Origin of the sequence: Sphingomonas sp. AOB5 (assembly GCF_029433115.1) — a bacterium.
GTDB lineage: Bacteria > Pseudomonadota > Alphaproteobacteria > Sphingomonadales > Sphingomonadaceae > Sphingomonas.
Window position 1 is genome coordinate 15870 of record NZ_JARNTV010000035.1, and the last position, 23512, is coordinate 39381.

The 23512-nt window shown below is 65.9% G+C and carries 19 protein-coding genes; 9 read left to right on the forward strand and 10 right to left on the reverse strand.

The annotated features are described in order from the left end of the window. Positions 1 to 5 precede the first annotated feature (5 nt). From P1X14_RS14425 to P1X14_RS14465, 9 genes are all read right to left on the reverse strand, one after another. Positions 6 to 965 carry an aldo/keto reductase gene (locus P1X14_RS14425; protein WP_277316081.1) on the reverse strand — a complete coding sequence of 320 codons (960 nt, stop codon included), beginning with the start codon at positions 963 to 965 and terminating at the stop codon, positions 6 to 8. Beyond that, positions 962 to 3073, reverse strand: a complete 2112-nt coding sequence (locus P1X14_RS14430; protein WP_277316082.1) for a molybdopterin-dependent oxidoreductase — start codon at positions 3071 to 3073, stop codon at positions 962 to 964. Before P1X14_RS14430 ends, P1X14_RS14425 begins: the two co-directional genes overlap by 4 nt. Before the next feature lie 172 nt (positions 3074 to 3245). Continuing rightward, positions 3246 to 5924: a TonB-dependent receptor gene (locus P1X14_RS14435; RefSeq protein ID WP_277316083.1), complete on the reverse strand. Its 2679-nt coding sequence runs from the start codon at positions 5922 to 5924 to the stop codon at positions 3246 to 3248. Between the two features lie 255 nt (positions 5925 to 6179). Then, entirely contained in the window at positions 6180 to 7793 is a 1614-nt protein-coding gene (locus P1X14_RS14440; protein ID WP_277316084.1) for an FAD-dependent monooxygenase, read from the reverse strand. Continuing rightward, on the reverse strand, positions 7790 to 8554 hold the full coding sequence (locus P1X14_RS14445) for an SDR family oxidoreductase (RefSeq protein ID WP_277316085.1): 765 nt from the start codon (positions 8552 to 8554) through the stop codon (positions 7790 to 7792). The genes P1X14_RS14440 and P1X14_RS14445 overlap by 4 nt, the downstream gene beginning before the upstream one ends. Beyond that, complete coding sequence (gene hisD, locus P1X14_RS14450; protein WP_277316086.1) at positions 8551 to 9873, reverse strand: histidinol dehydrogenase; 1323 nt, start codon at positions 9871 to 9873, stop codon at positions 8551 to 8553. Before hisD ends, P1X14_RS14445 begins: the two co-directional genes overlap by 4 nt. Before the next feature lie 11 nt (positions 9874 to 9884). Next, positions 9885 to 10841 carry a VOC family protein gene (locus tag P1X14_RS14455; protein ID WP_277316087.1) on the reverse strand — a complete coding sequence of 319 codons (957 nt, stop codon included), beginning with the start codon at positions 10839 to 10841 and terminating at the stop codon, positions 9885 to 9887. A 12-nt stretch (positions 10842 to 10853) separates the two neighbouring features. Further along, complete coding sequence (locus P1X14_RS14460) at positions 10854 to 11705, reverse strand: fumarylacetoacetate hydrolase family protein (protein WP_277316088.1); 852 nt, start codon at positions 11703 to 11705, stop codon at positions 10854 to 10856. Beyond that, positions 11702 to 13294, reverse strand: a complete 1593-nt coding sequence (locus P1X14_RS14465) for a bifunctional 3-(3-hydroxy-phenyl)propionate/3-hydroxycinnamic acid hydroxylase (RefSeq protein WP_277316089.1) — start codon at positions 13292 to 13294, stop codon at positions 11702 to 11704. The genes P1X14_RS14460 and P1X14_RS14465 overlap by 4 nt, the downstream gene beginning before the upstream one ends. A 296-nt stretch (positions 13295 to 13590) precedes the next feature. Between P1X14_RS14465 and P1X14_RS14470 the strand changes: the two genes are divergently transcribed. The 4 genes from P1X14_RS14470 to P1X14_RS14485 all read left to right on the forward strand — a co-directional run bounded on the left by P1X14_RS14470 (position 13591) and on the right by P1X14_RS14485 (position 17767). Continuing rightward, complete coding sequence (locus P1X14_RS14470) at positions 13591 to 14340, forward strand: IclR family transcriptional regulator C-terminal domain-containing protein (RefSeq protein ID WP_277316090.1); 750 nt, start codon at positions 13591 to 13593, stop codon at positions 14338 to 14340. 127 nt (positions 14341 to 14467) lie between these two features. Further along, positions 14468 to 15298 carry a fumarylacetoacetate hydrolase family protein gene (locus P1X14_RS14475; RefSeq protein WP_277316091.1) on the forward strand — a complete coding sequence of 277 codons (831 nt, stop codon included), beginning with the start codon at positions 14468 to 14470 and terminating at the stop codon, positions 15296 to 15298. 16 nt (positions 15299 to 15314) lie between these two features. Continuing rightward, positions 15315 to 16919, forward strand: a complete 1605-nt coding sequence (locus P1X14_RS14480; protein WP_277316092.1) for a bifunctional 3-(3-hydroxy-phenyl)propionate/3-hydroxycinnamic acid hydroxylase — start codon at positions 15315 to 15317, stop codon at positions 16917 to 16919. Positions 16920 to 16924: 5 nt separating this feature from the next. Next, positions 16925 to 17767 (forward strand): VOC family protein, encoded by an 843-nt coding sequence (locus P1X14_RS14485; protein WP_277316093.1) that lies wholly within the window; start codon positions 16925 to 16927, stop codon positions 17765 to 17767. 58 nt (positions 17768 to 17825) lie between these two features. Here the strand turns inward: P1X14_RS14485 and P1X14_RS14490 are convergent, their stop codons facing one another. After that, the gene (locus P1X14_RS14490) at positions 17826 to 18860 is read right to left on the reverse strand and encodes a TAXI family TRAP transporter solute-binding subunit (RefSeq protein WP_277316094.1); all 1035 of its coding nucleotides are present in this window, start codon (positions 18858 to 18860) and stop codon (positions 17826 to 17828) included. Positions 18861 to 18999: 139 nt separating this feature from the next. Here P1X14_RS14490 and P1X14_RS14495 point away from each other — a divergent pair, with 139 nt between their 5' ends. The 5 genes from P1X14_RS14495 (at position 19000) to P1X14_RS14515 (ending at position 23382) form a co-directional block, all read left to right on the forward strand. Further along, positions 19000 to 19734 carry a glutathione S-transferase family protein gene (locus P1X14_RS14495; RefSeq protein WP_277316095.1) on the forward strand — a complete coding sequence of 245 codons (735 nt, stop codon included), beginning with the start codon at positions 19000 to 19002 and terminating at the stop codon, positions 19732 to 19734. A 92-nt stretch (positions 19735 to 19826) separates the two neighbouring features. Next, on the forward strand, positions 19827 to 20825 hold the full coding sequence (locus tag P1X14_RS14500) for a hypothetical protein (protein ID WP_277316096.1): 999 nt from the start codon (positions 19827 to 19829) through the stop codon (positions 20823 to 20825). Next, the gene (locus P1X14_RS14505) at positions 20825 to 21919 is read left to right on the forward strand and encodes an alcohol dehydrogenase catalytic domain-containing protein (RefSeq protein ID WP_277316097.1); all 1095 of its coding nucleotides are present in this window, start codon (positions 20825 to 20827) and stop codon (positions 21917 to 21919) included. The genes P1X14_RS14500 and P1X14_RS14505 overlap by 1 nt, the downstream gene beginning before the upstream one ends. A 42-nt stretch (positions 21920 to 21961) precedes the next feature. After that, positions 21962 to 22681, forward strand: coding sequence for a dienelactone hydrolase family protein (locus tag P1X14_RS14510; protein ID WP_277316098.1), 720 nt, complete (start codon positions 21962 to 21964; stop codon positions 22679 to 22681). Further along, positions 22678 to 23382 (forward strand): class II aldolase/adducin family protein, encoded by a 705-nt coding sequence (locus P1X14_RS14515; RefSeq protein WP_277316099.1) that lies wholly within the window; start codon positions 22678 to 22680, stop codon positions 23380 to 23382. The genes P1X14_RS14510 and P1X14_RS14515 overlap by 4 nt, the downstream gene beginning before the upstream one ends. The last annotated feature ends 130 nt before the right edge of the window (positions 23383 to 23512 follow it).

The following is a 23512-nucleotide window of genomic DNA, read 5'->3' on the forward strand; positions in this document are numbered from 1 at the left end:
TTGCGCTAGAAGCCGATAACCGGATGGGGCCTGTAGGGTGCTTCCAGCGCTGCGATCTCAGCTTCGTCCAGCACCAGTCCGGTCGCGGCGATGGCATCATCGAGCTGCGCGACATCGGTAATGCCCAGCACCGGCGCGATCACGCCGGGACGGGACATCAGCCAGGCAAGCGCGACCTGTGCGGGCGGTACGCCGCGCGCCGCCGCGACCTGTTCCAGCGCGTCGATCACCGGCCGGTCCAGCGCATCGTCGAAGCGCTCGGTGACCAGTCGGTCCTCGCGTAGCCGGTCGGCATTGGCCGCCACACCCGCCAGCAGGCCGCGTGCGAGTGGCGACCAAGGCAGCATGCCCACGCCTTCCTCCACGCACAGCGCCTGCATCTCGCGCTCTTCTTCGCGGTAGAGCAGGTTGTAGTAATTCTGCATGCAGATGAAGAGCGAAAGGCCGCCCGAACGCTGTAGCCCCAGCGCCTTCATCAGCCGCCATGCCGACATGGACGAAGCGCCGAGATAGCGGGCGCGGCCGCTGGTCACGATCACTTCCAGCGCGGCCAGCGTCTCCTCGATCGGCGTCTCGGGGTCCCAGCGATGGATCATGTAGATGTCGAGATGATCGGTGCCGAGCTTGGCGAGACTGGCATCGATCGATGCGAGGATATTCTTGCGCGACAGGCCACGGGCATTGGGGGAGGGGTTGGTGGGGAAGAACACCTTGCTGGTCAGCACCAGATCGCGCCGCGGCAGATCGCGGATCGCGTGGCCCAGCACCGCTTCGCTCTCGCCGCCGCCATAGGTCGATCCGGTGTCGAGGAAGAAGATGCCGCGATCCATCGCCGCGCGGACCAGCGCGGTCGCCTGCTTCTGTCCGGTGCGCCACGAGCTGTTGCCTGCTGCGCCGAAGGTGGCGGTGCCGAGACAGAGCGGCGGGACCTTCAGGCCCGAGCGGCCAAGCTGGCGATAGTTCATGCTTTTGCCTTGCGGATATTGACGGGGATCGCCGAGAAGCGCGGCATTGCGTTGATCGGTTCGCGTTCGTGCGTGCCGCTGACGAGCGGCGCGACCGAGGTGCCGTCGGCGCGGGGATCACTGCCCGGTTCGGGGATGACACGGCCCCAGCCATGGCTCATCGACAGGACGCCGCGCCGCAGCCGTGCGTCCGCCGCCGCCACGCCGATGATCGTGCCATGGGCGGAGGCGATCTCGACTTCATCGCCCTCCGCCAGTGCCAGTTCTGCCAGATCGTCGGGATGGAGGAAGGCGGGATTGTAACGATGCCGCTGGCGGACCGCGGGCAGATCGGTCAGCGCCGAGTTCATCGTCTCGCGCATCCGCCGCGACACCATCAGGTGCGAGAAGCCGGGGGCGGTGGCTTCGGCCAGCACCTCGGCGATCTCGGCGACGACATCGGGCGGGGCGACTTCGAAGCGGCCGGTTGCTTCGGGCCGGGGCGGCAGTACCTGCCTGGCCGGGAAATCGTAGATCTTGCCGAGGGGATGCCGGCGCAGTTCGGACAGGGGGATTTTCGCGTCGCGGGTCAGGATCTCGAGCAACGTCTCGGTTTCCGGTGGCGCGTCCATGTCGAGCGGAACGCCCGAATAGGTCATGGAGAGGCCAAGCCGCTTGGCCAGTGCCCAGAAGGGATACCAGTCCTCGACCAGTTCGGATCCTTGGGGCGGTTCGGTCAGCGCGGGCGTGTACTGCGCGAAGGGCCGCTTGAAGGCATGCGCGTCGCGGGTGATGTCGGCGCGCTCATATTGGCCGAGCGGGGCGAAGACATAGTGCGAGGCGCGGGCGGTGGCGGTCATCACCGGATCGATCGTCACCATCAGATCGAGCGAGGCGAAGGCGGCGAGGGTGCGCGCAGGATCAGGCAGAGCGGGAACGAGGTTGCCGCCCGCGACGAACAGCGCGGCGATCCGTCCGGGACCGGGCTCGAGGATCTCCTCGACCAGCGCGCCGGTCATCTGCTCGCCGACCAGCATGCCATAGCCGCCGACGCGGGTGCGGCGGCTTGTCTCCCATGAGCGTTTCGGCGGGATCACTTCGGCGCGGGGATGGCGTTCGGGGGAGAGGGCGCCGTGGTTCCAGACGGGTTCGCCTTCGCGCAAGTAACGGCCGCAGACGACGTTGATCGCTTCGTAGAGATGCTCGGACAGGTTCGAATGCGGCGAGAAGTCCGGGCCGGTGCCGGTGCGCACGATGCCGCGACTGGCGTTGCGGGCGAAGGCCTCGGCGGCTTCGCGCAATTGGTGTGCGGAAATGCCGGCGCGGGCCTCGACCAGTTCGGGCGTATAGGGTGCGACCGCGGCGATCAGCGCGTCGAGGCCGTTGGCGTAGCGGGCGCAGAACGCCGCGTCGTGCCAGCCTTCGGTGAGGATGATGCGGAGCAGGCCCGATGCGATGGCGACATCCTGACCCGGGATCGGCTGGAGATGGATGTCGGCGAACTCGGCGGTTTCGGTGCGGCGCGGGTCGATCACGATCAGCTTCAGGCCCTGATCCTTGGCGGACTTCAGCGTCTTGAGCGGATTGCCGGGAAAGCCGCCGAGGCTGAGCGAATTGGCGACCAGCGGATTGGCGCCGATCAGCATCCACACGTCCGATCCCTCGAATGCCGGGCGCCCCGCGGCCCAGATGCCGAGCCGCTCCATCGAGACGACCTTGGCCGACTGGTCGATGGTCAGCGACGAGAAGAAGCTCGCCGACCCCAGCGCCTGCATCCAGGTCGGCAGCATCTGGAAGGCGGACTGGTTGTTGAAGTTCGCGGTGCCGCGATAGGTGGCAATCGCGTCCGGCCCGTCGCGGGCGATGATCGCCGCGAGCTTCTCTGCGATCTCGTCGAGCGCCTGTTCGACGCCGATCCTCTCGAAGCTGCCATCGGGCATGCGCTTGAGCGGATGGAGCAGCCGCGTCCCTTCGACATCGGCGTTCAGGCCCTTGATGCAGGCATAGCCTTCGGTGATCGGATGGCCCTTGTCGCCGCGGACCTTCGCCACGCGGCCGTCATCGTCGATCGTCACCCGCACGCCGCACAGGCCGCTGCAGATCCGGCAGAATGAAAACGCGTCGCGCACGGCAGTTTCGCCTCATGCATCCTCTCGAGACGCATGTACCGGCTGGCCGGGCGGGCGATTCATTCAAAAGGCACAGAGCGGTCATCGGCGCGGTGAATGACTGCGCTCCAAAACGGAAATGGCGGGCCGGTGGTCCGGCCCGCCATTTCGGCTTCGCTTCGGTTCGCGAGGATCAGAAGCGTTTGGTCACCCGCATGCCATAGGTCCGCGGATCGACCAGGAACAGGCTGTTGAACAGGCCGAACAGCTGGTTGGTCGGGATGGTCGTGGCCACCGAATCCTCGTTGGTCAGGTTGCGCACGAAGGCGGTGACCTGAAGCCCGTGGGTGCGGGATTCGAACGACAGCGACATGTTGATGTTCTGATAGCCGTTCAGCCGGTCGCCGGCGGTGTTGTAGATCTGCGAGAAGCTCTTGCTCTGGCGGTAATAGTCGGCTCGCAGCGTGCCTTCCCAGTCCGAACCGATGTCGAAATTATACTGGGCGCCAAGGTTGAGCGACAGGCGCGGTGCGTTGGGCAGTTCGCGGCCGGCCAGGTTGGTCGGCACGCCGGCCGAGACCACCACGCCGCTGGCGGCGAAGGAGCCGTTGCACAGGCCGAGCAGCGCGTTGGTCGGGATCAGGCCGGCATTGATGCGGCTGAGGATGGTCGCGACACCGCTGGTGTTCGCCACGCAGTTCACGCCGCTGCCGTTCTTCACCACCGTCAGCGACGGATCGCCATTGGTGAGGTTCGACGCGTCGATCGACTGGCCCGACTTGATCCGGGTGTTGAGCACGCTGAGATTGGCGTTGACCCGGAAGCGCGAGAACGGCTCGAAGATCGTCTCGACTTCCATGCCCTTGATCTCGGCATCGATATTCTCGGTCGCCGTGCTGACGCCGACCAGCTTGGCGATCTGATAGTCTTCGTAGTTGTAGTAGAAGAGCGTCATGTTGAACACGACGCGGCCATTGGCCAACGTGTTCTTGGTGCCCAGCTCATAGGCGTTGACGAATTCCGGCTCGTACGAGAGCGGCACCGTGCCGATGCCGCCGGCCGATCCGTTGAAGCCGCCGCCCTTATAGCCTTTCGAATAGGAGGCGTAGAACAGCGAGCTGTCGGTGAACTCGATCGCCGGCTTCCACGAGACGTTGACCTTGCCGGTGGTCTCCTTGAACTCGACCGTGTTGTAGGTCGGGTTGATGAAGCCGCGGCCCGGCGAGAACAGCAAAGAGGGATAGTCGGTCTGGCGCTTGCTGTCGTGCGTGTAGCGCAGGCCGCCGGTCAGCTTGAGGTTGGGCGTGATGTCCCAATAGATCTCGCCCAGCGCGGCCGCCGAACGCAGGCCATAGGGGATGCGGCTGATCAGATAGTTGTGGCCGGTGCGATCGGGTTCGCGCAGCGGATCGATATAGATGCCGGTGCCGCCCGCGTTGAGCAGCTGCGACCGCGCGTTGAAGGCGTTGGTGACGTAGAGGAAGTCCTGCGTCGAATCGAAGTCGTAATAGAGGCCGCCGACGTTGAAGTTGACCGGTCCCGAGAAGCTCGACTGAATACGCGCTTCGACCGACCATTGACGGCTGTCCTTGGTCGAGGTCTGAAGCCCGAGCGGCGCAGTGGTGGCGCCGAGCTGCGGGTCGTTGAAGACGCCGCCGGGCGCGTAGGTCGAGACGTTGAACGAGTTCTGGGTGGAGACCCAGCTTGCCGGTTCGGCGCGGGCTTCGAAGCTGTCCTCGCCATAGGAGCCCATCACGTTCAGCTGCAGGTCCGAGGTGAAGTCCCAGGCGGCGTTGAACTGCACCAGATCGTTCTTGGCGCGATAGGTCGGGTCGATCTGCGAAGCGAAGTGGCGGGGATCGGCGCTCTGGCGGATATTGGCATTGGCATCGCGCGAGAGGATGCCGGTGGCGAGGCCGATCGTGCCGTAGACGGTGCCGAACGAGTTGGGTGCGCCCAGCGCCGCGGACCCGTAGATCGAGGCGTTCAGGCAGCCTTGGCTGAGCAGGCCGCGTGCGATCGTGTTGGGCGTGACGCCACCGACCGTCGCCGGGCCCGGATCGGGCGTGCAGCGGGTGGAGATGCCGCGCATGCGGTCATCATCCTCGTCGAAATGCTCGTAGAGGATATAGGCGTTGAAGGTCGGCGAATTGTAGCCGAGCGTGATGCGGCCCGCCCACAGGTTGCGGCCATCGGCGTCGTTGCCGGTATAGGTGTTCAGCGCATAGCCGTCGCGGTTGAAGTAGATGCCGGCCACGCGCACGCCGAACCCGGCGCCGAGCGGCAGGTTGACCATGCCGATCACCTTCTTGGAATCGTAATTCCCGTACTCGGCCGCGATCGAGGCTTCGAACTTGTCGACCGGCTTCTTGGTGATGGTGTTCATCACGCCGCCGGTGGCGTTGCGGCCATAGAGCGTGCCCTGCGGGCCGCGCAGCACTTCGATACGCTCGACATCGTAGAAATCGGCATCGGTGATGCGGGTCGCGCCGAGCGGGGCGTTGTTCTGATGCACGCCGACGCCGGGATCGGCCGAGGGATTGACCAGAGTCGAGCCGATGCCGCGGATCGAGATGTTGGTGCTGTTCACCGCGGTGCGCGAGAATTGCAGGTTGGGAACCTGGGTGCGCAGATCCTGGGTTTCACGGACGCCGGCGGCCTCCAGCGTTTCGGGCGAGAAGGCGGACACCGCGATCGGCACGTCCTGCAGCCGCTCCGAACGCTTTTGCGCGGTGACGACGATCTCGCCGATCGGCGCGTCGTCGTCGGCCTGCTGATCGGCGGCGGGCGCATCCTGCGCGGTCTGAGCCTGCGCGGCTTGCGCGAACAGCATCAGCGATGCGCCGGCCATCAAGAGTGCGCGTTTCTGCATTTCCAGTCCCTCCCGTATCGCGGTTTCGACCCGCGGTTTGAATTCCAGCGACCCATGATCCACGCTGGTTGCCGCCATTTTGGCGAAGAAAAGCAAAATGTCAAGAATTCCGGTAAAACTGGAATGATGACATATTTTGCGAGAGGGGAAGGGCGCCGAGTATATGGTCCGCAGGCACGGAAACCCGCGTCCGGATGCGAACGCGAAGCGATTTTTCGAAAGGTTGCGACTCGGCGGCGATGCTGCCGGGAAGGATCAGGCGGCGGGGAGTCCGGCGGCGTGGCGTAGCACCGACGCGTCCCATATCTCGCCACGCCACGCGACATACTGATCGGGCCGGACGAGGGTGATGGCTGCCGGATAGTGGGCGGCCTGATCGGCGGTGAGCTGGACGCAAACGATGGGAATACCCATGGCTGCGGCGTCCATCGTGGCGGCGGCGATCACGTCTTCGGCACCGCCGGGTCCACAGACCAGCGCGAAGCCGGTGCCGAATGCGTCGTACAGTGAGCGGGTCTCATCGAGCCAGACATGGGGAGCGAGGCAACCCGGCGCGCTGGAGGGCTGGTAGGCAGAATCCTCGCCGCGTGCCGTACCTGTCGTGTCCGGCGGGAGGATCGGCGAGCTGCGATAGCAACCGCCCAGCACGGTGCCGAGCGTATGGAACTCACGCGACTTCAGCACGACGATCCGCTCCCCGGCTCGCGCACGCAACGCATCGCCCTCCGCTCCCGGCGCGTCGAGGCCTTCGGACCAGAGATCGTTCGAAAGCACCGCATGGTTGGCCGCGGCCTCGGCGATCACCTCCTCATGGATCGTGCGCCGTTCGGCTTCGTAACTGTCGAGCAGGGCGGGGCCGCCCCAGCCCTGCAGCAGCCCCGCCAGCTTCCAGCCCAGATCGGCGCCATCCGCGACGCCCATATTCATGCCATAGCCGCCAAAGGGCGGATGGAGGTGGCAGGCATCGCCGATCAGGAACAGGCGGCCGTCGCGATAGCGGTCGGCGATCAGGCTGCTGGCGACCCATTCGTCGGTGCTGAGGATCTCGAGCGGAATGTCGATCCCGGTCGATCTGCGGATCAGGTCCGCCGCGTTTTCCATCGTCACCTGCACGCCATCGGGCAGGCGGGTGGGCATGAAGAACCAGATATCGCCAGAGTCCATCGGGCCGATCAGGCTGGGGGCGACGGGATCGAGCTGCCAGTACATCGTCGCGCGGCCATGGCCATGTGCCTGCGCCAAACCGGGTGCGCGGAACACGACATTATAGTTGCGCGACAGGCCATGCTTGCCGGTCATCTTCGCGCCGATCAGGCCGCGCATGGCGCTGCGCGAGCCATCGGCGCCGACCGCATAAGCGCAACGCACGCTGCGCTCCGCGCTGGTCGCGAGGTCGCTAATCCGCACCTCGGCGCCGTCCTCGTCCTGCGTCGCGCCGATGAACTCGGTGCTGAAGCGCAGGGTGACGCTGGGCAGTCGGTCGGCCGCTTCGCGCATCACCTGTTCCAGCTTGTACTGCGGGATCCACTGGGCATGTTCGGGGTAGCGATCGTCGCGCGCTGGTGCGCAGTTCGACGCGTTGGCGATCCGCGCAAGCAGCTGCCCGCCCAAGCGCGTGACGAAGGCGATGTCGGAGGGATAATCGACCCCGAACGGCGAAAGTTCGGCCAGCCGGTCCGCGATGCCCCAGCGCCGCAAATGGGTGCGCGTGCGGACATTGGTGGTCTTGGCGCGTGGAGCATAGCCGACCCGGTGGTTGCGTTCGATCAGCAGGCAATCGATCCCGCGCATGCCGAGTTCGAGCGCCAGCGCCAGCCCGCTCGGCCCCGCGCCGACGATGACGACATCATGATCCCGTTCGCGTGTCATTCCGCAGTCCATCCCCCATCGACGATCAGGCTCGTGCCGGTCACCAGCGCCGACGCGTCCGATGCGAGGAACAATGCCGCGCCCATCAGGTCCTCGACCCGGCCGATCCGCCCCAGCTTGATCTTCTCCAGCACGCTGGCCTTGAAGGCTGCGTCCTCGAAATAGGGCCGGGTCAGCGGAGTTTCGATGAAGGTCGGCGCGATCGTGTTGCTGCGGATATTGTGCGCAGCAAGATCGAGCGCGAGCGCCTTGCTCATCCCCTCCAGCCCCCATTTCGAAGCGCAATAGAGTGAGCGGTTCGGACCGCCGACATGGCCCATCTGCGATCCGACATGGATCAGCGAGCCGGACACGCCCTCGGCCAGCATGCGGCGGACAGCGGCCTGGGTGACGAAGAAGGTCGCGCGCAGGTTGAGATCGAGCACCGCATCGTAATCGGCTTCGGTGACGTCCTGCATCGGCATGGGCCGATTGGTGCCGGCATTGTTGATCAGGACATGGAAGGCGGGGCGGCTGGCGAAGAAGTCTGTGACCGCTTGTGTGTCGGCCACATCGAGCATCGCAGCATCGGCCTTGCCGCCCGCTGCGCGGATCGCCTCGGCACCGGCTTCCACTTCGTTGAGTGTGCGCGCTGCCAGCGTTACGCTCGCGCCTGCTTCCGCCAGTGCCGCGGCTAAGGCCAGCCCAATCCCTCGACCTGCGCCGGTCACCAGTGCGCGGCGGCCGTCGAGGCGGAAGCTTGGGGTGACCGGTAGCGTCATGCCTCGACCGGTTCGGCGCGTCCGGCATAGGGCACTTCGCGGCCGCCATATCGACGCACTCGGATATTCGCCTGCTCGCCATGCCCGGCAAAGCCCTCGAGTGCGCACAACCGGCTGCAATATTCGCCGACCATCGCCGAGGCCGGATCGGTCAGCACGCGCTGATAGGTGCAGGTCTTGAGGAATTTCCCGACCCACAGCCCGCCGGTGTAGCGCGCGGCCTTGCGCGTCGGCAGCGTGTGGTTGGTGCCGATCACCTTGTCGCCATACGAGACGTTGGTGCGGGCGCCGAGGAACAGTGCGCCGTAGTTGGTCATCCGATGCAGGAACCAGTCGGGATCGCGGGTCATCACCTGCACATGCTCCGAGGCGATGTCGTCGGCGATGCGCAGCATTTCGGCGTCATCCTCGGCGACGATCACTTCGCCGAAACTCTCCCACGCGCGGCGCGCATGATCGGCGGTGGGGAGGATCTCCAGCAGCCGCTCGACTTCGCGGATCGTCTCGTGCGCTAGCGCCATCGATGTGGTGAGCAGGATCGCGGGACTGTCCGGCCCATGTTCGGCTTGCCCCAGCAGGTCGGTGGCGCACAGTTCGGCATCCGCACCGATATCGTCGGCGATCACCAAGGTTTCGGTGGGTCCCGCGAACAGATCGATGCCGACCCGGCCGAACAGCTGGCGCTTGGCCTCGGCCACGAAGGCGTTGCCCGGGCCGACGAGCATATCGACGGGATCGATGCTCTGCGTCCCCAGCGCCATCGTGCCGATCGCCTGAATGCCACCCAGCACATAGATGGCGTCCGCGCCCGCCATCGCCTGTGCCGCGACAATGGCGGGGGCGGGCTTGCCGCCAAAGGGAGGGGCGCAAGTGACGACGCGTGGGACGCCTGCGACCTTCGCGGTGATGACGCTCATATGCGCCGAGGCGAGCAGCGGATATTTGCCGCCCGGAACGTAGCAGCCTGCGGCATTCACCGGGATGTTCTTGTGGCCGAGGATCACGCCGGGCAGCGTCTCGACCTCTACGTCTTTCATGCTGTCGCGCTGGACCTGCGCGAAGCGGCGGACCTGAGTCTGGGCGAACTCGATATCCTTCAGGTCCTGCCCGGTCAGCTGATCGATGCAGTTCTGGATCTCGCGGTCCGACAGCCGGTAATCGTCGCGGTCCCAACCATCGAACTTGACCGAGAGCTCGCGCACCGCCGCGTCGCCGCGCGCCTCGATGTCGGCGAGGATGGTCTCGACCGTATCGCGCACCTTGCGGTCCGCCTCGGCGCGCACCGCTGCCGCCGTGCCGCGCTTGATCCATTCAGCCATGTTCTGCTCTTTCAGGCGTGCGCAGGCGCGCTGCCGAACGCGGCCTGCGCATCGGCTTCGTAATTATGGACGAAATCATGGGGCACTTCGGGACCCCAGCTGGCGAGGCTGTCGCTCAGCTCGTAATTGGTCGGTGACCACAGGGCGTAATCGTCGATGAAATCCATGTCCGAATAATATTCGAACCACGATCCCCAGGGGTCCTGGATATAGTGGAAGAAGTTCGAGCCGATGGTGTGGCGGCCGAGGCCCCAGTCGCCGCGTTCGCTCTTGGCCAGCAAGGCGCGGCCGCCGCGGCCGACCTCGTCCGGATCGGAAACCTGAAAGCTCGCATGGTGGAAGCCGATGCCGGGCGATTTGGCGAAGGCCAGCACGTGATGGTCGCTGTTCTTTGTTGCGCAGCAAAAGGCGATGATGTCCTGCGACTTGTCGGCAAGGCCCATGCCCAGTCCTTCGGTCACGAAGGCGACGCTGGCGGGGACGTCGGGCGAGAAGAGCAGGGCGTGGCCGAGCCGTAGCGGCCTTGCCGGGGGATAGGACGCACCCGGCAGGATCGCGGAGCGGCGGGTACGGACGATGCGGCCCGGCGCGTTGATCTCAAACGGAACGCCCGCTTTCTGCGCAGCATCGGCGGGATGCTCGACCAGATGATAGAGCGTGCCGTGCGGGTCCTCGACCCACAGGCCGTTCGCGTCGAACCCGTCGGGCGCGGTCACGACCTTGCCGCCCGCGCCCGGCACATTCTCGGCGATGCCGGCAAGGTCCTCGGCACGCAGGGCCACGTGGTGGAGCCGCTTGCGATCATGGCCGCCGAGCAGGGTGATCGATGGCCGATTCTGGTCCGCGCAACGAAGCTGCGCGGTGCTGCCGTCGATCTCCGCCGTCATCCCGGCGTCGGTGTAGAACTTCACCCCCGGATCGAGTGCCGGGACTTCGAGGGTCACCGATAACAGGCCCAATACCGCCATGGTTCGTCTCCCTTAGCCAGCGACCCGGTTCTGGATCGCGCCCACGCCATCGACTTCGCATCGCACCACATCGCCCGGCTGCAGGAAGACCTGCGGCTCGCGGCCGATGCCGACGCCCTCCGGCGTGCCGGTGGCGATCAGGTCGCCGGTCTCGAGCGTGAAGGCGGTCGAGAGATAGGCGATCTGTTGTGCGAGCGTGTGGATCATGAAGCCGGTGTTGCTGTCCTGGCGGAGCTCGCCATTGACCCAACAGCGCAGGCCAAGCGCCTGCGGATCGGGCACCTCGTCGGCGGTGACGATCCACGGGCCGATCGGGCCATGGGTGTCGAACGACTTGCCTATGGTGAAGGTCGGCGTGTGGAACTGCCAGTCGCGTGCCGACACGTCGTTGGCGACAGTGTAGCCGAACACATAAGTGAGCGCCTCGCCTTCGCCGACGGACTTGGCGGGGGCGCCGATCACCGCGGCCAGCTCGACCTCATAATCGAGCTTCTCGGTCACGCCGGGCTCGATATCGTCATAGGGGCCGGCGACGCAGCTGGTCTGTTTGTTGAACCAGGTCTGGTATTTCGAGCGGGCGACGCCGAGCTTGTCGGCCTCCTCCAGATGCTTCGCATAGTTCATGCCGATGGCCATGAACTTGCCCGGACGCTCGATCGGCGCGAGCAGGCGGGCGTCGGCCAGTGCCAGCGCGGGTTCAGCATTGGCGACCAGAGCCGCCAGCTCGTCCAGTGCTGCGCGGCCCGCACCTGCGATCTCGCGGATCGTCGTCCAGCGGCTGCCCGCCGCGACCAGATCGACGATGCCGTCACCTTTGACCGCGCCGATGCGCGGGCCGTCGAGTTCGTAGCGGACGAATTTCATGCTGCAGCCACCTCTTGCGGATTGGCGGGCGACAGCCGGACCCCGGCCCCGGCAAGGTCGCGCGCCATCGCTGCGGCCAGTCGCTCGAGGGCAGGGGCATCCGCCGCGCCGCCATAGACATAGTAATCGGGCCGGACGATCATCGCGTTCCAGCCATTTGCGGTCAGGAAATCCTCGATCCGTCCGTCGCAATCGCGCAGGCTCTCGCCCAGCACGAGGAAGCGGACGCCCAGCGCATCCATCGCTTCGCGGGTCGCGTCGCTGAGCGCCGCGCGGCCGTCGAAATCGCGGGCTATAGCCACGAAGCCAGTGCCGGTCAGTTCGTCGAGGCGGCCGGTGAAGCCCGGAGCCTCGACCGTGACATGTGGCGAAAGAAGGCCGGCGCCCGGCGAAACCGCGCCGTCCGCGCCATGATGGATCAGCCCGCCGGTCAGCGCCGGGAAGGGAGGCATCGGCTCGACATTGCCGGTAAGGAACGCTTCGTCGCGCGCAGCGGCAGCCTCGGCATCAGGGACGCAGATGATCTTTCCGAGGAAGATCGACATGTCGATGATCTGGCTGACATGCGGCATACGCTCGGGCTGATAGCTGTCGAGCAACCGATCGTCGGCGCGGCCGTCGAGGATCAGGCCCAGTTTCCAGGCGAGGTTCCACGCGTCGCGCATCCCCGCGCACATGCCTTGGCCCATGAAGGGCGGCATGACATGGGCCGCATCGCCCGCGACGAGCAGGCGGCCGTCGCGCCACTTCGCCGCGAGCAGCGAGCGGAAATTATAGACCTTGTGGCGGACCAGCTCGATATCGTCCGGACCGGCCCAGGGTGAGATCAGCTCCCACACCTTTTCCTCGCGCTCGAGCGATTCGATCGACTCGCCGGGCAGGCGCATGAATTCCCAGCGGCGGAAGGTGCGGCCTTCGCGCACGCCCGCGGGAACGATCGTGGTCGGGCGGGCCGGGTTGCAATATTGCCCGGCCGCCGGAATGCCGAGCGACTGGATCGTGACGCCGGGCTTCAGCAGCACGTCGATCACCAGCCAGTCGGCCTCGAACCCGCGATCCTCGCGCGTGCCGCCGATCGTCTCGCGCACCAGCGAATTGGCGCCGTCGCAACCGACGACATAGCGGCTCTCGACCGTGCGGGTCTCGCCGGTCTCGGTGTTGCGCAGCTCGACGCTGGCCTTGCCGGCATCCTGATGCACCGCGACCGCTTCCCAGCCGAGCCAGGTCTCAACGCTCGCCTGTCCGGCGACGGCCTTGTCGAGCGCTTCCTCGACCGTCGGCTGGTGGACGAAATTGACTTCCGGCCCGCCCGAGATCGAGTCCGAGGACCAGTCGATTTCGAGCAGCTTCTGCCAATCGGCATTGAACCATTGATAGAGCGGCCCGCGCTCGGTGATGCCCGGCAGGACAGGACCCATCCCGTTGGCGGCGAGCACGCGATACAGTTCGTGATCGATGCAGACCGCGCGCGGCAGCGGGTATCGCGTCTGCCAGCGCTCGCAGACAAGGACGGAGCGCCCCTGTCTTCCCAACATGAGCGCGAGCGTCTGGCTCACTGGCCCATAGCCGATCTGCACGACGTCAAACATGGCACCCTTCCCAACCGTGAAAGCGATTCTTCCCGTCGCGATCCGATCTTTGGATTCGCCGAGAATTGGTGTCAAGTTACAACATAGCCGGAATTTTGTGCAATTTATTTTGCAGTCCGCTGCATTTTTAGATAGATGCGGCTTGCCGTGCAGGCTCCTGGGGAGGTGCTTGCACGGCACATCCATGTGCGTTGCGTAGGCGTAAAATGGCCGGCGGGAGGGGTTTGACCGCGCCGCGGCTGGTCAGCATGATTGTATCTGAGTACGACAATGCCGGAAAAACGACAGGAGCGGACTTGGCAACGGTAGATCGCGCGCTCGGCGTGTTGCGGCTCTTCGCAGGAGAGCAATCCGAATGGACGGTGGAAGCTGCGGCGCGCGAACTCGGCCTTTCGCAGAGCACCGCCTATCAATATTTTCGCAGCCTGGTCGATGGCGGGCTGCTGTCGACCTACAAGACCGGCCTCTACGTCGTCGGCCCGGCAATCATCGAGTTGGACCGGCAGACGCGGCTGCGCGATCCGCTGATTCTGGCCGGGCGCGAGGAGATGAATCGGCTGGCCGCGTCGCTGGCCGGGGATGACGATGTCGTCCTGCTGTGCCGCCTCTACAAGCTAACCGTGATGTGCATCGACCAGCGCGCGCCCGCGGCGCCGCGGCAGGTGGTGAGCTATGAGCGCGGACGGCCGATGCCGCTGGAGCGCGGTGCGGCGTCGAAGGTAATCCTGGCGCACCTGCCGCCGCGCGTGCTGCGCCGTTATTACGACCAGACGCATACGCGTGGGACCAACCCGACCTGGGCCGAGTTCCGCCAGCCGCTGCGTGCGATTCGCCGCACCAGCTTGTGCATCACCCATGGTGAGCTGGACGAGGGCCGCGTCGGCCTCTCGGCGCCGGTCTTCGCGGGGGAAGGCGAAGTGATCGGGAGCATCGGACTGGTGCTGTCCGAAAGCTCGTTCGATGGCGGCGAAGTTTCGCGCGAGGTGCAGGAGCAGGTTGTGGAGGCGGGGCAGCGCGTTAGCGCGGCCCTTCGTGAATCGGGCTGAGAGGGCCGCGTTACCCAAAACATGATGTGTGTGCGGGGGCTTCGGCCCCCGTTTTCATATCCGGGCTTGTCAAAGCCGTTTGCGCCTTTTAGAGCATTATTCCGAAATAACGGAAATAAGGTTCAACATGCGCTTCGCAACGATAGAGCTGGACGGGGTGGCCAAATGGGGCGTGGTCGATGGCGCGGAGATCGCGCTGATCGATCGCTGGCCCAGCCTGATGGATGCGATCGCGGCCGGGGGACTCGCCGGGCTGACGGTGCCTGCGGACGCACGCCGCGTACCGCTTGCCGATGCCGTGTGGCTTCCGCTGATCCCGGCGCCGAACAAGATCATCTGCGTCGGCCTGAATTATGAGAATCATCGCAAGGAAACCGGCCGCGCGGTGGTCGAAAATCCGACCATCTTCACCCGCTTCGCCGATAGCCAGACCGGCCATCTGAGCGCGATCGTGCTGCCGCCCGAAAGCGACCGGCTCGATTATGAAGGCGAGATGGCGGTGGTCATCGGGCGCGGCGGGCGTCGCATCCCGGCGGCGCAGGCGCTGGATCATGTCGCCGGATATAGCTGCTATAACGACGGATCGATCCGCGACTGGCAGGCGCACACGATCCAGTTCACCCCGGGCAAGAACTGGCCGGAGACCGGTGCGTTCGGTCCGTGGATGGTCACGCCCGACGAGTTCGGCGCGATCGGTCCGCAGCGGCTGCAGACCCGGCTGAACGGGCAGGTGATGCAGGATGCACTGCTGTCCGACATGATCTTCCCGGTCGACCGGCTGATCGAATATGTCTCGACCTTTACCCCGCTCAGCCCCGGCGACGTGATCGTTTCCGGCACGCCCGGCGGCGTCGGCAACAAGCGCGATCCGCAGGTCTTCATGAAGGAAGGCGACCGGGTCGAGATCGAGATCGACGGGATCGGCACGCTCGTCAATTCGATCGCCCGGCGCCCCTGAGCCGCGGACGCGAGCGATGACCAATCACTATTCGGTGGCGATTGTCGGGGCCGGGCCGACCGGGCTGGTTCTCGCGAACCTGCTCGGCAAGGCCGGCGTCCGCACGCTGCTGGTCGAGACCAATCCGGCGACTGTGGGCGAGCCGCGCGCGGTTTCGATCGACGATGAATCGCTGCGGGTGATGCAGGAGATCGGGCTGCTCGACACGGTCCGCTCCGAGATCGTCTCGGGCTATGGCTCGGAATATTTCGGACCGGACGGCAGCCTGTTCCTGAAGGTGAAGCCGCAGGCCGAACCCTATGGCCATCCGCGCCGCAACGCATTCCGCCAGCCGATCCTGGAGGCGCAGCTGCGCGACGGCGTTCGGCGGTTCGACCATGTCGAGACGCGATTCGAATGCAAGGCGGAAGGCTTTGTCGAGTTGGGCGACGGCGTGCGCCTCGACCTTCGCTATGTGAATGGCGGTGCCGACAGCGTGACCGCCGATTTCCTGATCGGTTGCGACGGTTCGTGGAGCCCGACGCGCGAGGCGATGGGCTATACGCTGGCGGGCGACAGCCTGGCCGAGCGCTGGTTGATCATCGATCTGGAAGAGTCGCCTTCGGAGTCGCCGGAGACCATCGTCTATTGCGATCCCAAGCGCCCCGGCATCATGCTGCCCGGGCCGCGCCGCACTCGCCGTTACGAGTTCAAGCTCATGCCGGGCGAGACCGATGCGACGATGCTGGCGGACGACAAGGTCGCGCATCTGCTGGAAACGCATGACGGGGTTCCCGGCGCACGGATCATCCGCAAGACCGTCTATCATTTTCATGCCCGCATCGCCGATCACTGGGGCCGCGGCCGCGTGTGGCTGGCGGGCGACGCCGCGCATCTGATGCCGCCGTTCGCCGGGCAGGGCATGAATGGCGGCATTCGCGACGCGGCCAATCTGGGCTGGAAACTGGCCGCGATCGTCTCGGGCAAGCTCGGCCCGCGCTTGCTGGAAAGCTATGAGCGCGAGCGCCGCGGGCATGTCGCCGACATGATCCGGCTGGCGTTGCGGATGGGCGCGATCTTCGGGCCGCGCACCGCGCTGCACGGGCTGGCGATCCGCGCGAGCTTCCGCGCGCTGGGGATCTGGCCGGCGGCGCGGACCTGGTTCGCCGAGATGAAGTACAAGCCGGCACCGCGCTTCGATGGCGGTTTCCTGCTCGAAAGCCAGCTCACGCGGCGCGGTATTGTCGGGCGGATGCTGCCCCAGCCGACGCTGGGCGCGCAATATGGCGGGGCGAAGCTGGATAGCGTGCTGGGTGACGGCTTTGCGCTGATCGGCGTCGATCTGGATCCCGGCACGGTCGAGATGATTTCGGTCGGCCATGACTGGGATGGGCTGATCGCGCGGCGGGTCTCGCTGGCCAGCACCGATGCGCCCGATCTGGCCGAGCATGCCGGCAAGCTGCTGCTGGTGCGCCCCGATCGCTATGTGATGGCGCGCTTCGCGCCCGACGAAGCGGCCCAGATCCGGCCCAGCCTCGAGGCGTTGCTGACGCGCACCTGGGAAGGGACGGGCGCCGTCCCGGCCATCACGCAACCTGCGGAGGCGGCACCGAAAGCCGAACCCGCCCTCACCGCCGGATGATGAACATGGCGACGATCGACCATCCCCTGCGCGCGACACTGTATGAGCTCGGCCTTCATTCGGAGCAGCCCGAGCGGCTCGCGGCGTTCTACACCAGTGCGCTGGGCTATGCGTTCGACGGGAAGATGCTGGGGGTGGCGAGGGACCGGCGGGTCAGCATCGCAGCGGGACCTTCGAAGACGCTGGCCTATGCGGCCTATGCCGTTCCCGATGCTGGCGACCTCGATGCGCTGGAGGCCCGGCTGATTGCGGCGGGCACTGCGTTCGAACGGATCGATACGGATGGTTTCGAACCCGGCGCGGTGGCATTTGCCGATCCGGACGGGAACCGTTTCCGCTTCGGGATCGCGAGCGGCGGTGCCGCGCGGGTGTTCGAAGGCACCGCAGACCGCGCGGCGCGGATCCAGCATGTCGTTTTCGCCACCACCGATATCGATCGGCTGCTGGGCTTCTTCATCGACGTAATCGGCTTCGCGCTCAGCGATGTGGTGGTGGATGGGGAAGGCGTGCTCAAGACCGGTTTCGTGCGGTGCAGCCACGAGCATCACAGCCTCGCGGTGTTCGCCGCGAAGGAGAACAGGCTCGATCATCACTGCTATGAAGCGGTCGACTGGAACCTGATCCGCGACTGGGCGGATCATTTCGCCAAGCTGCGCATCCCGCTGAAATGGGGGCCGGGGCGGCATGGTCCGGGCGACAATCTGTTCGTGTTCATCCACGATCCCGACGGCAACTGGCTCGAGATTTCGGCCGAGCTGGAGCATGTTGCGCCGGATCGTCCGGTCGGCGAATGGCCGCACGAGGAATATACGCTCAACAGCTGGGGCATCGGCCTGCTGCGGAGCTGAGCGGCTTCGGGATCACGGAAAAGGGGGGCGGTGCCGCGGCGCCGTCCCCCTTTTCGGTTCAGTCCTTCGCGATGATCCCGGCTTCCTCGTAATAGCGGCGAGCGCCGGGGTGGAGCGGCAGCGAGGGCTTCGACATCGCGACCGGATCGAGCGGATAGGATAGCGGGCTGCGATCGGGCGGGATGTGCTGATAGTTGCGCTCGATCGTGGCGCGCTTCTCGACCAGCGCCCAGGTGAGCAGATGCGCCACATCCTCGGGCATGTCGTCGCGCACGACGATCACGAAGTCGGAGAAGTCGAGCGCGGGCAATGCGTCAGGCTGGCCGGGGAAGAAGCCCGCGGCCAGCTCGGTGCGGCGCCAGCCCTGCTCCTGTTCCAGCCGCGCCAGCGCCTCGTCTTCCGCGGGCAGCAGCACCGCGTCGCGCTTCTCCACCGCTTCCCGCCACCACGGCGTCATGATCGCTTCCTGCAGCGCGGCATCGGCCACGCCGTCGCGGAAGCGATGCATGCACAGGTCCGGACGGGCGGATTCGATGTAGCGGCCGCCCCAGCTGGTCAGCGTGGCTTCGTCAATGCCATGGGCCTCCATGAAGCGGCGGGCGGTATAGCCGATCAGGTTCGCGCCATTATCCTCGCCGGTCGCGATCTTCAGCGCAGGCTTGCGTTCGCGCAGTTCGGCGAAGGAATTGATGCCCAGCGCGCGGGGCAGGGTGAACACCATCCGGTCGCGCTGGGGCAGGACGGCCAGCGCGCGTAGCGTCGGCATCGGCTTGCCTTCGAAGATGCCGCGGCCTTCCAGTGCTGCGGGCAGCGCCTGTGCCGGGGTCATGATCGCCATGTCGACTTCGCCGTCGAACACCGCCTGCATCGCGTCGATACCGCCATAGACAGGGTTCCAGATGCCGACGCGCGAACGCGGCCCCGTGCGGTCGCAGAATTCCTGGCACAGCCATGAGCAGATGCGGTGGAAATTGGCGGTGCCCCAGTCGCCGATGAACTGCAGCGTGATCGAACGCTCGATCCGCGGCTCGCCCGGCACCCAGTCCTTCACGTCGAAGAGTTCCGCCGCTTCCTGCCCGTCTTGCCTTGCCATTCCGCTGCTCTCCATCATGCGGCCCACTGCAAAAATTTGAGCCGATTGCTTGTGCGAGGCTTCCCACAACCGGCAATTTATGTCAATAAGTCCGAATATACCGGAATAATGCTCAGTTTTAACGGCGAGTGGAGAGTGTATGTCGAGCGTCACCCTGTATCACGGAATGGCCTCGACCTGCTCGAAGAAGGTGCGTCTCAGCCTCTATGAGAAAGGTGTGGCCTTCGAGAGCCGATTGCTCGACCTGCAGAAGTTCGAGCAGCATGATCCCGCCTATCTCGCGATCAATCCCAATGGCGTGGTGCCGGCGCTGGTCCATGACGGGCGTTCGGTGATCGAATCCTCGATCATCGCCGAATATGTCGACGAGGCGTTCGAGGGTCCGACGCTCAGCCCGGCCGATCCGGTCGCGCGGGCGCGGATGCGGCTGTGGCTGCGCTTCTCGGACGAGGCCGCCTATCCGGCGATCGCTGCGCCGACCTGGCAATATATGCGGCACCGCGCGGCGAAGGCGCTGGAGGATCAGGCGATCCTGGCGCGGGTGCCGACTGCCGAGCGGCGCGAACGCTGGAACAAGATGGCCAAGGGCGGCTATTCCGACGAGGAGATCGAAGCCGCGGTCGTGCGGATGGGCGCCTGTCTCGACAAGCTGGAAGCCCAGCTTGCCGAGACCGAATGGCTGGCAGGCGATGCGTTCAGTCTTGCCGATATCGCGGTGCTGCCCTTCGCGGTGCGCATCCGTAACCTGAAGCCCGAATTGATGACGCGTCCCGCGGTCAACCGCTGGCTGGAGCGCGCTGCGGAACGCCCTTCCTTTGCGCGGGCGCTGGAGTTCAGCGAGGATCCGCGTGCTGCCGAGCTGCCAAATATCTAGCATATTTCCGATTATACGATAATCTTGACGCAATATTACGCGGCTTCTAGAAACGGGAGCCAATCGCTGCGTCGGTCGAGGGAGAGTGAGCCGTGAAGATCGTGACCGAAACCATCAGTGGCGAGCCGTTCGACCGGCCGGTGCGCACGGTCGAGCGCGACGAGGCGCGGCTGCTCCAGCCGCCGCCCGAGCAGATGATGCGCTTCCTGTCGCCCAAGCTCGAGCCGTTGGCGGTCTACAGCTTTCCGACGGTGTACGAGCCAGTCGAGTTCGCCCGGCCGCGCGGCGTGTTCGAAGGATCCTCGCTGCGGCTCGAATGGCAGACGCTGAACGGGCGCCAGCCCTTTTATCACCGCAACGCCGATGTCGACGAGATCGGCTACCAGATCTGTGGCGGGCGCACGCTGATCACCGAATGCGGTACGATCGAGTTCGGCACCGGCCAGTTCGCGCGCATCCCGGTGGGCGTCGCGCACGACAATTATTGCCGCGACGATATCCACCTGATCTTCTACCTGCACGGCCCGGCCGATCGCTGTGTCGAGCCGGTCGGCCATGGCGCCTATCTGTCGCCGCCCTTCCCGGGCTGGGAAGCCAAGCCGATGGTCGAGGTGACCACCAACAATCTGGGCGGGCCGGACGGCGCGGTCGGCTATTCGATGGCCGATGAGGACCTGATCCTGGGCGCGGCGAAGACCTTCCCCGACATGCTCGAGATCCTCGAGCCGCGTGCGGCCGCGGGCGAGATCGAATGGCTGTATCATGCGCCGAAGGTGTGGATCGGCCATACGCTGCTGGAGCGCACCACCGAGCGCCGCTACCAGCGCCGCCTTGGCGCCGACGAACTGCAATATCAGGCCGAGGGCACGCGCACGATCGTGTCGCAGCGCGGGGTAGTGACGCTCAACCCCGGCGACTTCACCTGCATCCCGCGCGGCTGTTCCTATGCGAACCTGACCGATGGGCCGTCCAAGCATGTCTCGCTGCTGACGCTGGAGAATGTACCCCCGGCGCGCGAGCCGAGTCGATTGGCCGATCCCGATGCCGCGGCCTGGCTGGCCGCCTATGACTCGAAGCTGGAGACTGCGTGATGACCAAGATGCTGGCCTATCGCGGCTTCGAAGGCGAACCCGAACCCCGGCTGGTCGAAGTCGATGTGCCGGAAGTGGGCGACGGCGACGTGCTGGTACGGATCAAGTCCGCCGGGCTGACCTATGGCACCTTCACCCTGCAAAAGGCCGGGCTGCTCAAGCCGCTGCCGATGACGCTGGGGCATGAAGGCGCCGGCGTGATCGAGGCGGTGGGCCGCAATGTCAGCCGGGTGAAGCCGGGCGACCGCGTGCGCATCCATCCCACGCTGACCTGTGGCGAATGCCGCCATTGCCGCACCGATCGCGATCATATGTGCTGGGGCTCGGCGATGATGGGCTTCGTGTCGTTCGGCGCGACCGTCCCCGAATATCCGCATTATCATGACGGCTTCATGGCCGAATATGCGGTGGCGCCCGAGCGGCAGATCGACCTGCTGCCCGACAATGTCGGCTTCGATGCCGGGGCCAAGCTCCATTATGCAGGCAATGCCGTGCGCACGCTGCGCGTCGCCGAGCTGCCGCATGGCGGGGTGTTGGCCATCCTCGGCGCGACCGGATCGATGGGCGTGGTGACGATCAAGCTGGCGCAGTTCTTCGGCGTCAGCCGGCTGGTGTTGGTCGGCCGATCGACCGAACGGCTGGAGGAAGTCGCGAAACTTACCTCCATCCCGTGCGACATCGTCTCGACCGACACGATGGGCGAGAATTGGGCCGAGACCGGCGCGCTGCCGCGCCGCATGACGGAGGTCGCGCCGGACGGCGTCGATGCGATCATCGATTACCTGCCAGAAGGCGGGGCGATGTGGCAGGCGGTGAGCGGTCTCGCCACCGGCGGGACCTTCGTCAACATGGGCGGCGGGCCGCAGCCCTTCGCCTTCCCGATGCGCGCGATGGTCGGCAAATGCTGGAAGGTGGCGGGGACCCGCAACCATTCGCGGCTCGACGCCCGCGAAGTGCTGCGCCTGCTGGGGCTCGGCTCGCTCGAGATCGACGACCTGATCACCCACCGCGCGCCGCTGGCCGATGTGGATGCGGCGGTCGCCAAGATGACATCGCGCGACGAGCGGGTGTGGATGAGCGTCGTCCATCCCTGATCGCCCGCCGCTACCTCAACTTCATTACCGGGAAATTCTGAAATGACCGCTCTCCGCGAAGACATCGAAGTGCGCGGCGCCGATGGCGCCGATGGCGCCTTCTCCGCCTATCTGGCCGTGCCGGCCAGTCCCAATGGCGTGGCCGTGGTCGTGCTGCAGGAGATTTTCGGGGTGAATGCGAACATCCGCGAGATCGCCGACGGTTTTGCCGATGCCGGCTATGTCGCGGTCGCGCCCGATCTCTACTGGCGCCAGTCGCCCGGCATCCAGCTGAACCCGGCGACCGAGGACGGGCGCGCACAGGCGGTCGAGCTGATGAAGGGGCTGGACCGCGAACAGGCGGTGACCGATGCCGCCGATGCGCTGGCAGCCGCGAAGTCGCGCGTTTCGGGTATCGTGCGCAGCGCCGCGGTGGGCTACTGTTTTGGCGGTGGCGTCGCCTATCTGATGGCGGTGCGGAACAAGGTCGATGCGGGGATCGCCTATTATGGCACCTATCTGCACACGGTGATGGGCGAGGCATCGAACCTCCAGGGCAAGTTGCTGCTCCACATCGCCGAGCAGGATCATCTGTGCCCACCCGAGGCGCAGGCGGCGATCCAGGCGGCGCTGGCACCGCTCGGCGACCGCGCGACCGCTATCGTGCATGGTGGCGTCGGTCATGCCTTTGCCCGGATCGGCGGGGCGACGTTCGATTCCGTATCGGCCGAGCGCGCCAATGCGATGACCGGCGAATTGCTGGCGTCGCTCGTCTCCGCATGAGCGAGCGCGATCCCCGGCTGGAGATCGCGCGGGCAAGCCGCATCCTGTTTGGGTTAGGTGTGGTCGATGCGTTCGGTCATGTCAGCATGCGCCATGCCGAACGCCCAGACCGTTTCTGGATGTCGCGCAGCATGGCGCCGGGTCAGGTCATGCCCGAGGATGTGATCGAACATGATCTGGACGGCGAGCCGGTCTCCGTACCGGGCACACGCGTGTTTCTCGAACGCTTCATCCATGCCGAACTGTATCGCGCGCGGCCCGATATCGGCGCGGTGGCGCACAGCCATGCGCCTAGCGTCCTGCCCTTCACCGTGGTCGATGTGCCGGTCCAGCCGGTCGCGCATACCTGCGGCTTCCTGCACGGCACCGGCCCTGCCTTCGATCTGGCGGACGAGGCCGGGGATGGGACCGATCTGCTGATCCGCAATGCCGATTTCGGGCGCGCCTTTGCCAGGCATCTGGGCGAGGCCAATGTCGCGCTGATGCGCAGCCATGGCTTCACTACGGTGGGCACGACATTGGCGCAGGCGGTGTTCCGCGCGGCCTATACCGCGTACAACTGCCAGCTGCAGATGGCGGCGCTCCAACTGGGCGAGCCGCGCTACCTGAGTGCCGCCGAGGCCGCGGCCTGCGATGCCTCGACCAACGGGCAGGTAGACCGCGCCTGGAACCTGTGGGTGTCCCAGCACGCGGATTTTTAGTTGATTCAGCTGCGCTGAATCGCGGCGGCACCGGCCCGCTCCCCCACCCGGCCTCCCACAGAATATGCTGGATGGGAGGCCGGGTGCGATGCCGGTCGCCCCGCTCAACCTGCTCGGCGAAAGCGCGGGC

Excerpts from the sequence above, each read along its gene's own strand:
- P1X14_RS14425 (WP_277316081.1), bottom strand. The coding sequence starts at position 965 with ATGAACTATCGCCAGCTTGGCCGCTCGGGCCTGAAGGTCCCGCCGCTC.
- P1X14_RS14505 (WP_277316097.1), top strand. The coding sequence starts at position 20,825 with ATGACCAAGATGCTGGCCTATCGCGGCTTCGAAGGCGAACCCGAACCC.
- P1X14_RS14515 (WP_277316099.1), top strand. The coding sequence starts at position 22,678 with ATGAGCGAGCGCGATCCCCGGCTGGAGATCGCGCGGGCAAGCCGCATC.
- P1X14_RS14480 (WP_277316092.1), top strand. The coding sequence starts at position 15,315 with ATGACCAATCACTATTCGGTGGCGATTGTCGGGGCCGGGCCGACCGGG.
- P1X14_RS14475 (WP_277316091.1), top strand. The coding sequence starts at position 14,468 with ATGCGCTTCGCAACGATAGAGCTGGACGGGGTGGCCAAATGGGGCGTG.
- hisD (WP_277316086.1), bottom strand. The coding sequence starts at position 9,873 with ATGGCTGAATGGATCAAGCGCGGCACGGCGGCAGCGGTGCGCGCCGAG.
- P1X14_RS14445 (WP_277316085.1), bottom strand. The coding sequence starts at position 8,554 with ATGACGCTACCGGTCACCCCAAGCTTCCGCCTCGACGGCCGCCGCGCA.
- P1X14_RS14460 (WP_277316088.1), bottom strand. The coding sequence starts at position 11,705 with ATGAAATTCGTCCGCTACGAACTCGACGGCCCGCGCATCGGCGCGGTC.
- P1X14_RS14485 (WP_277316093.1), top strand. The coding sequence starts at position 16,925 with ATGGCGACGATCGACCATCCCCTGCGCGCGACACTGTATGAGCTCGGC.
- P1X14_RS14455 (WP_277316087.1), bottom strand. The coding sequence starts at position 10,841 with ATGGCGGTATTGGGCCTGTTATCGGTGACCCTCGAAGTCCCGGCACTC.
- P1X14_RS14465 (WP_277316089.1), bottom strand. The coding sequence starts at position 13,294 with ATGTTTGACGTCGTGCAGATCGGCTATGGGCCAGTGAGCCAGACGCTC.
- P1X14_RS14440 (WP_277316084.1), bottom strand. The coding sequence starts at position 7,793 with ATGACACGCGAACGGGATCATGATGTCGTCATCGTCGGCGCGGGGCCG.
- P1X14_RS14490 (WP_277316094.1), bottom strand. The coding sequence starts at position 18,860 with ATGGCAAGGCAAGACGGGCAGGAAGCGGCGGAACTCTTCGACGTGAAG.
- P1X14_RS14510 (WP_277316098.1), top strand. The coding sequence starts at position 21,962 with ATGACCGCTCTCCGCGAAGACATCGAAGTGCGCGGCGCCGATGGCGCC.
- P1X14_RS14495 (WP_277316095.1), top strand. The coding sequence starts at position 19,000 with ATGTCGAGCGTCACCCTGTATCACGGAATGGCCTCGACCTGCTCGAAG.
- P1X14_RS14435 (WP_277316083.1), bottom strand. The coding sequence starts at position 5,924 with ATGCAGAAACGCGCACTCTTGATGGCCGGCGCATCGCTGATGCTGTTC.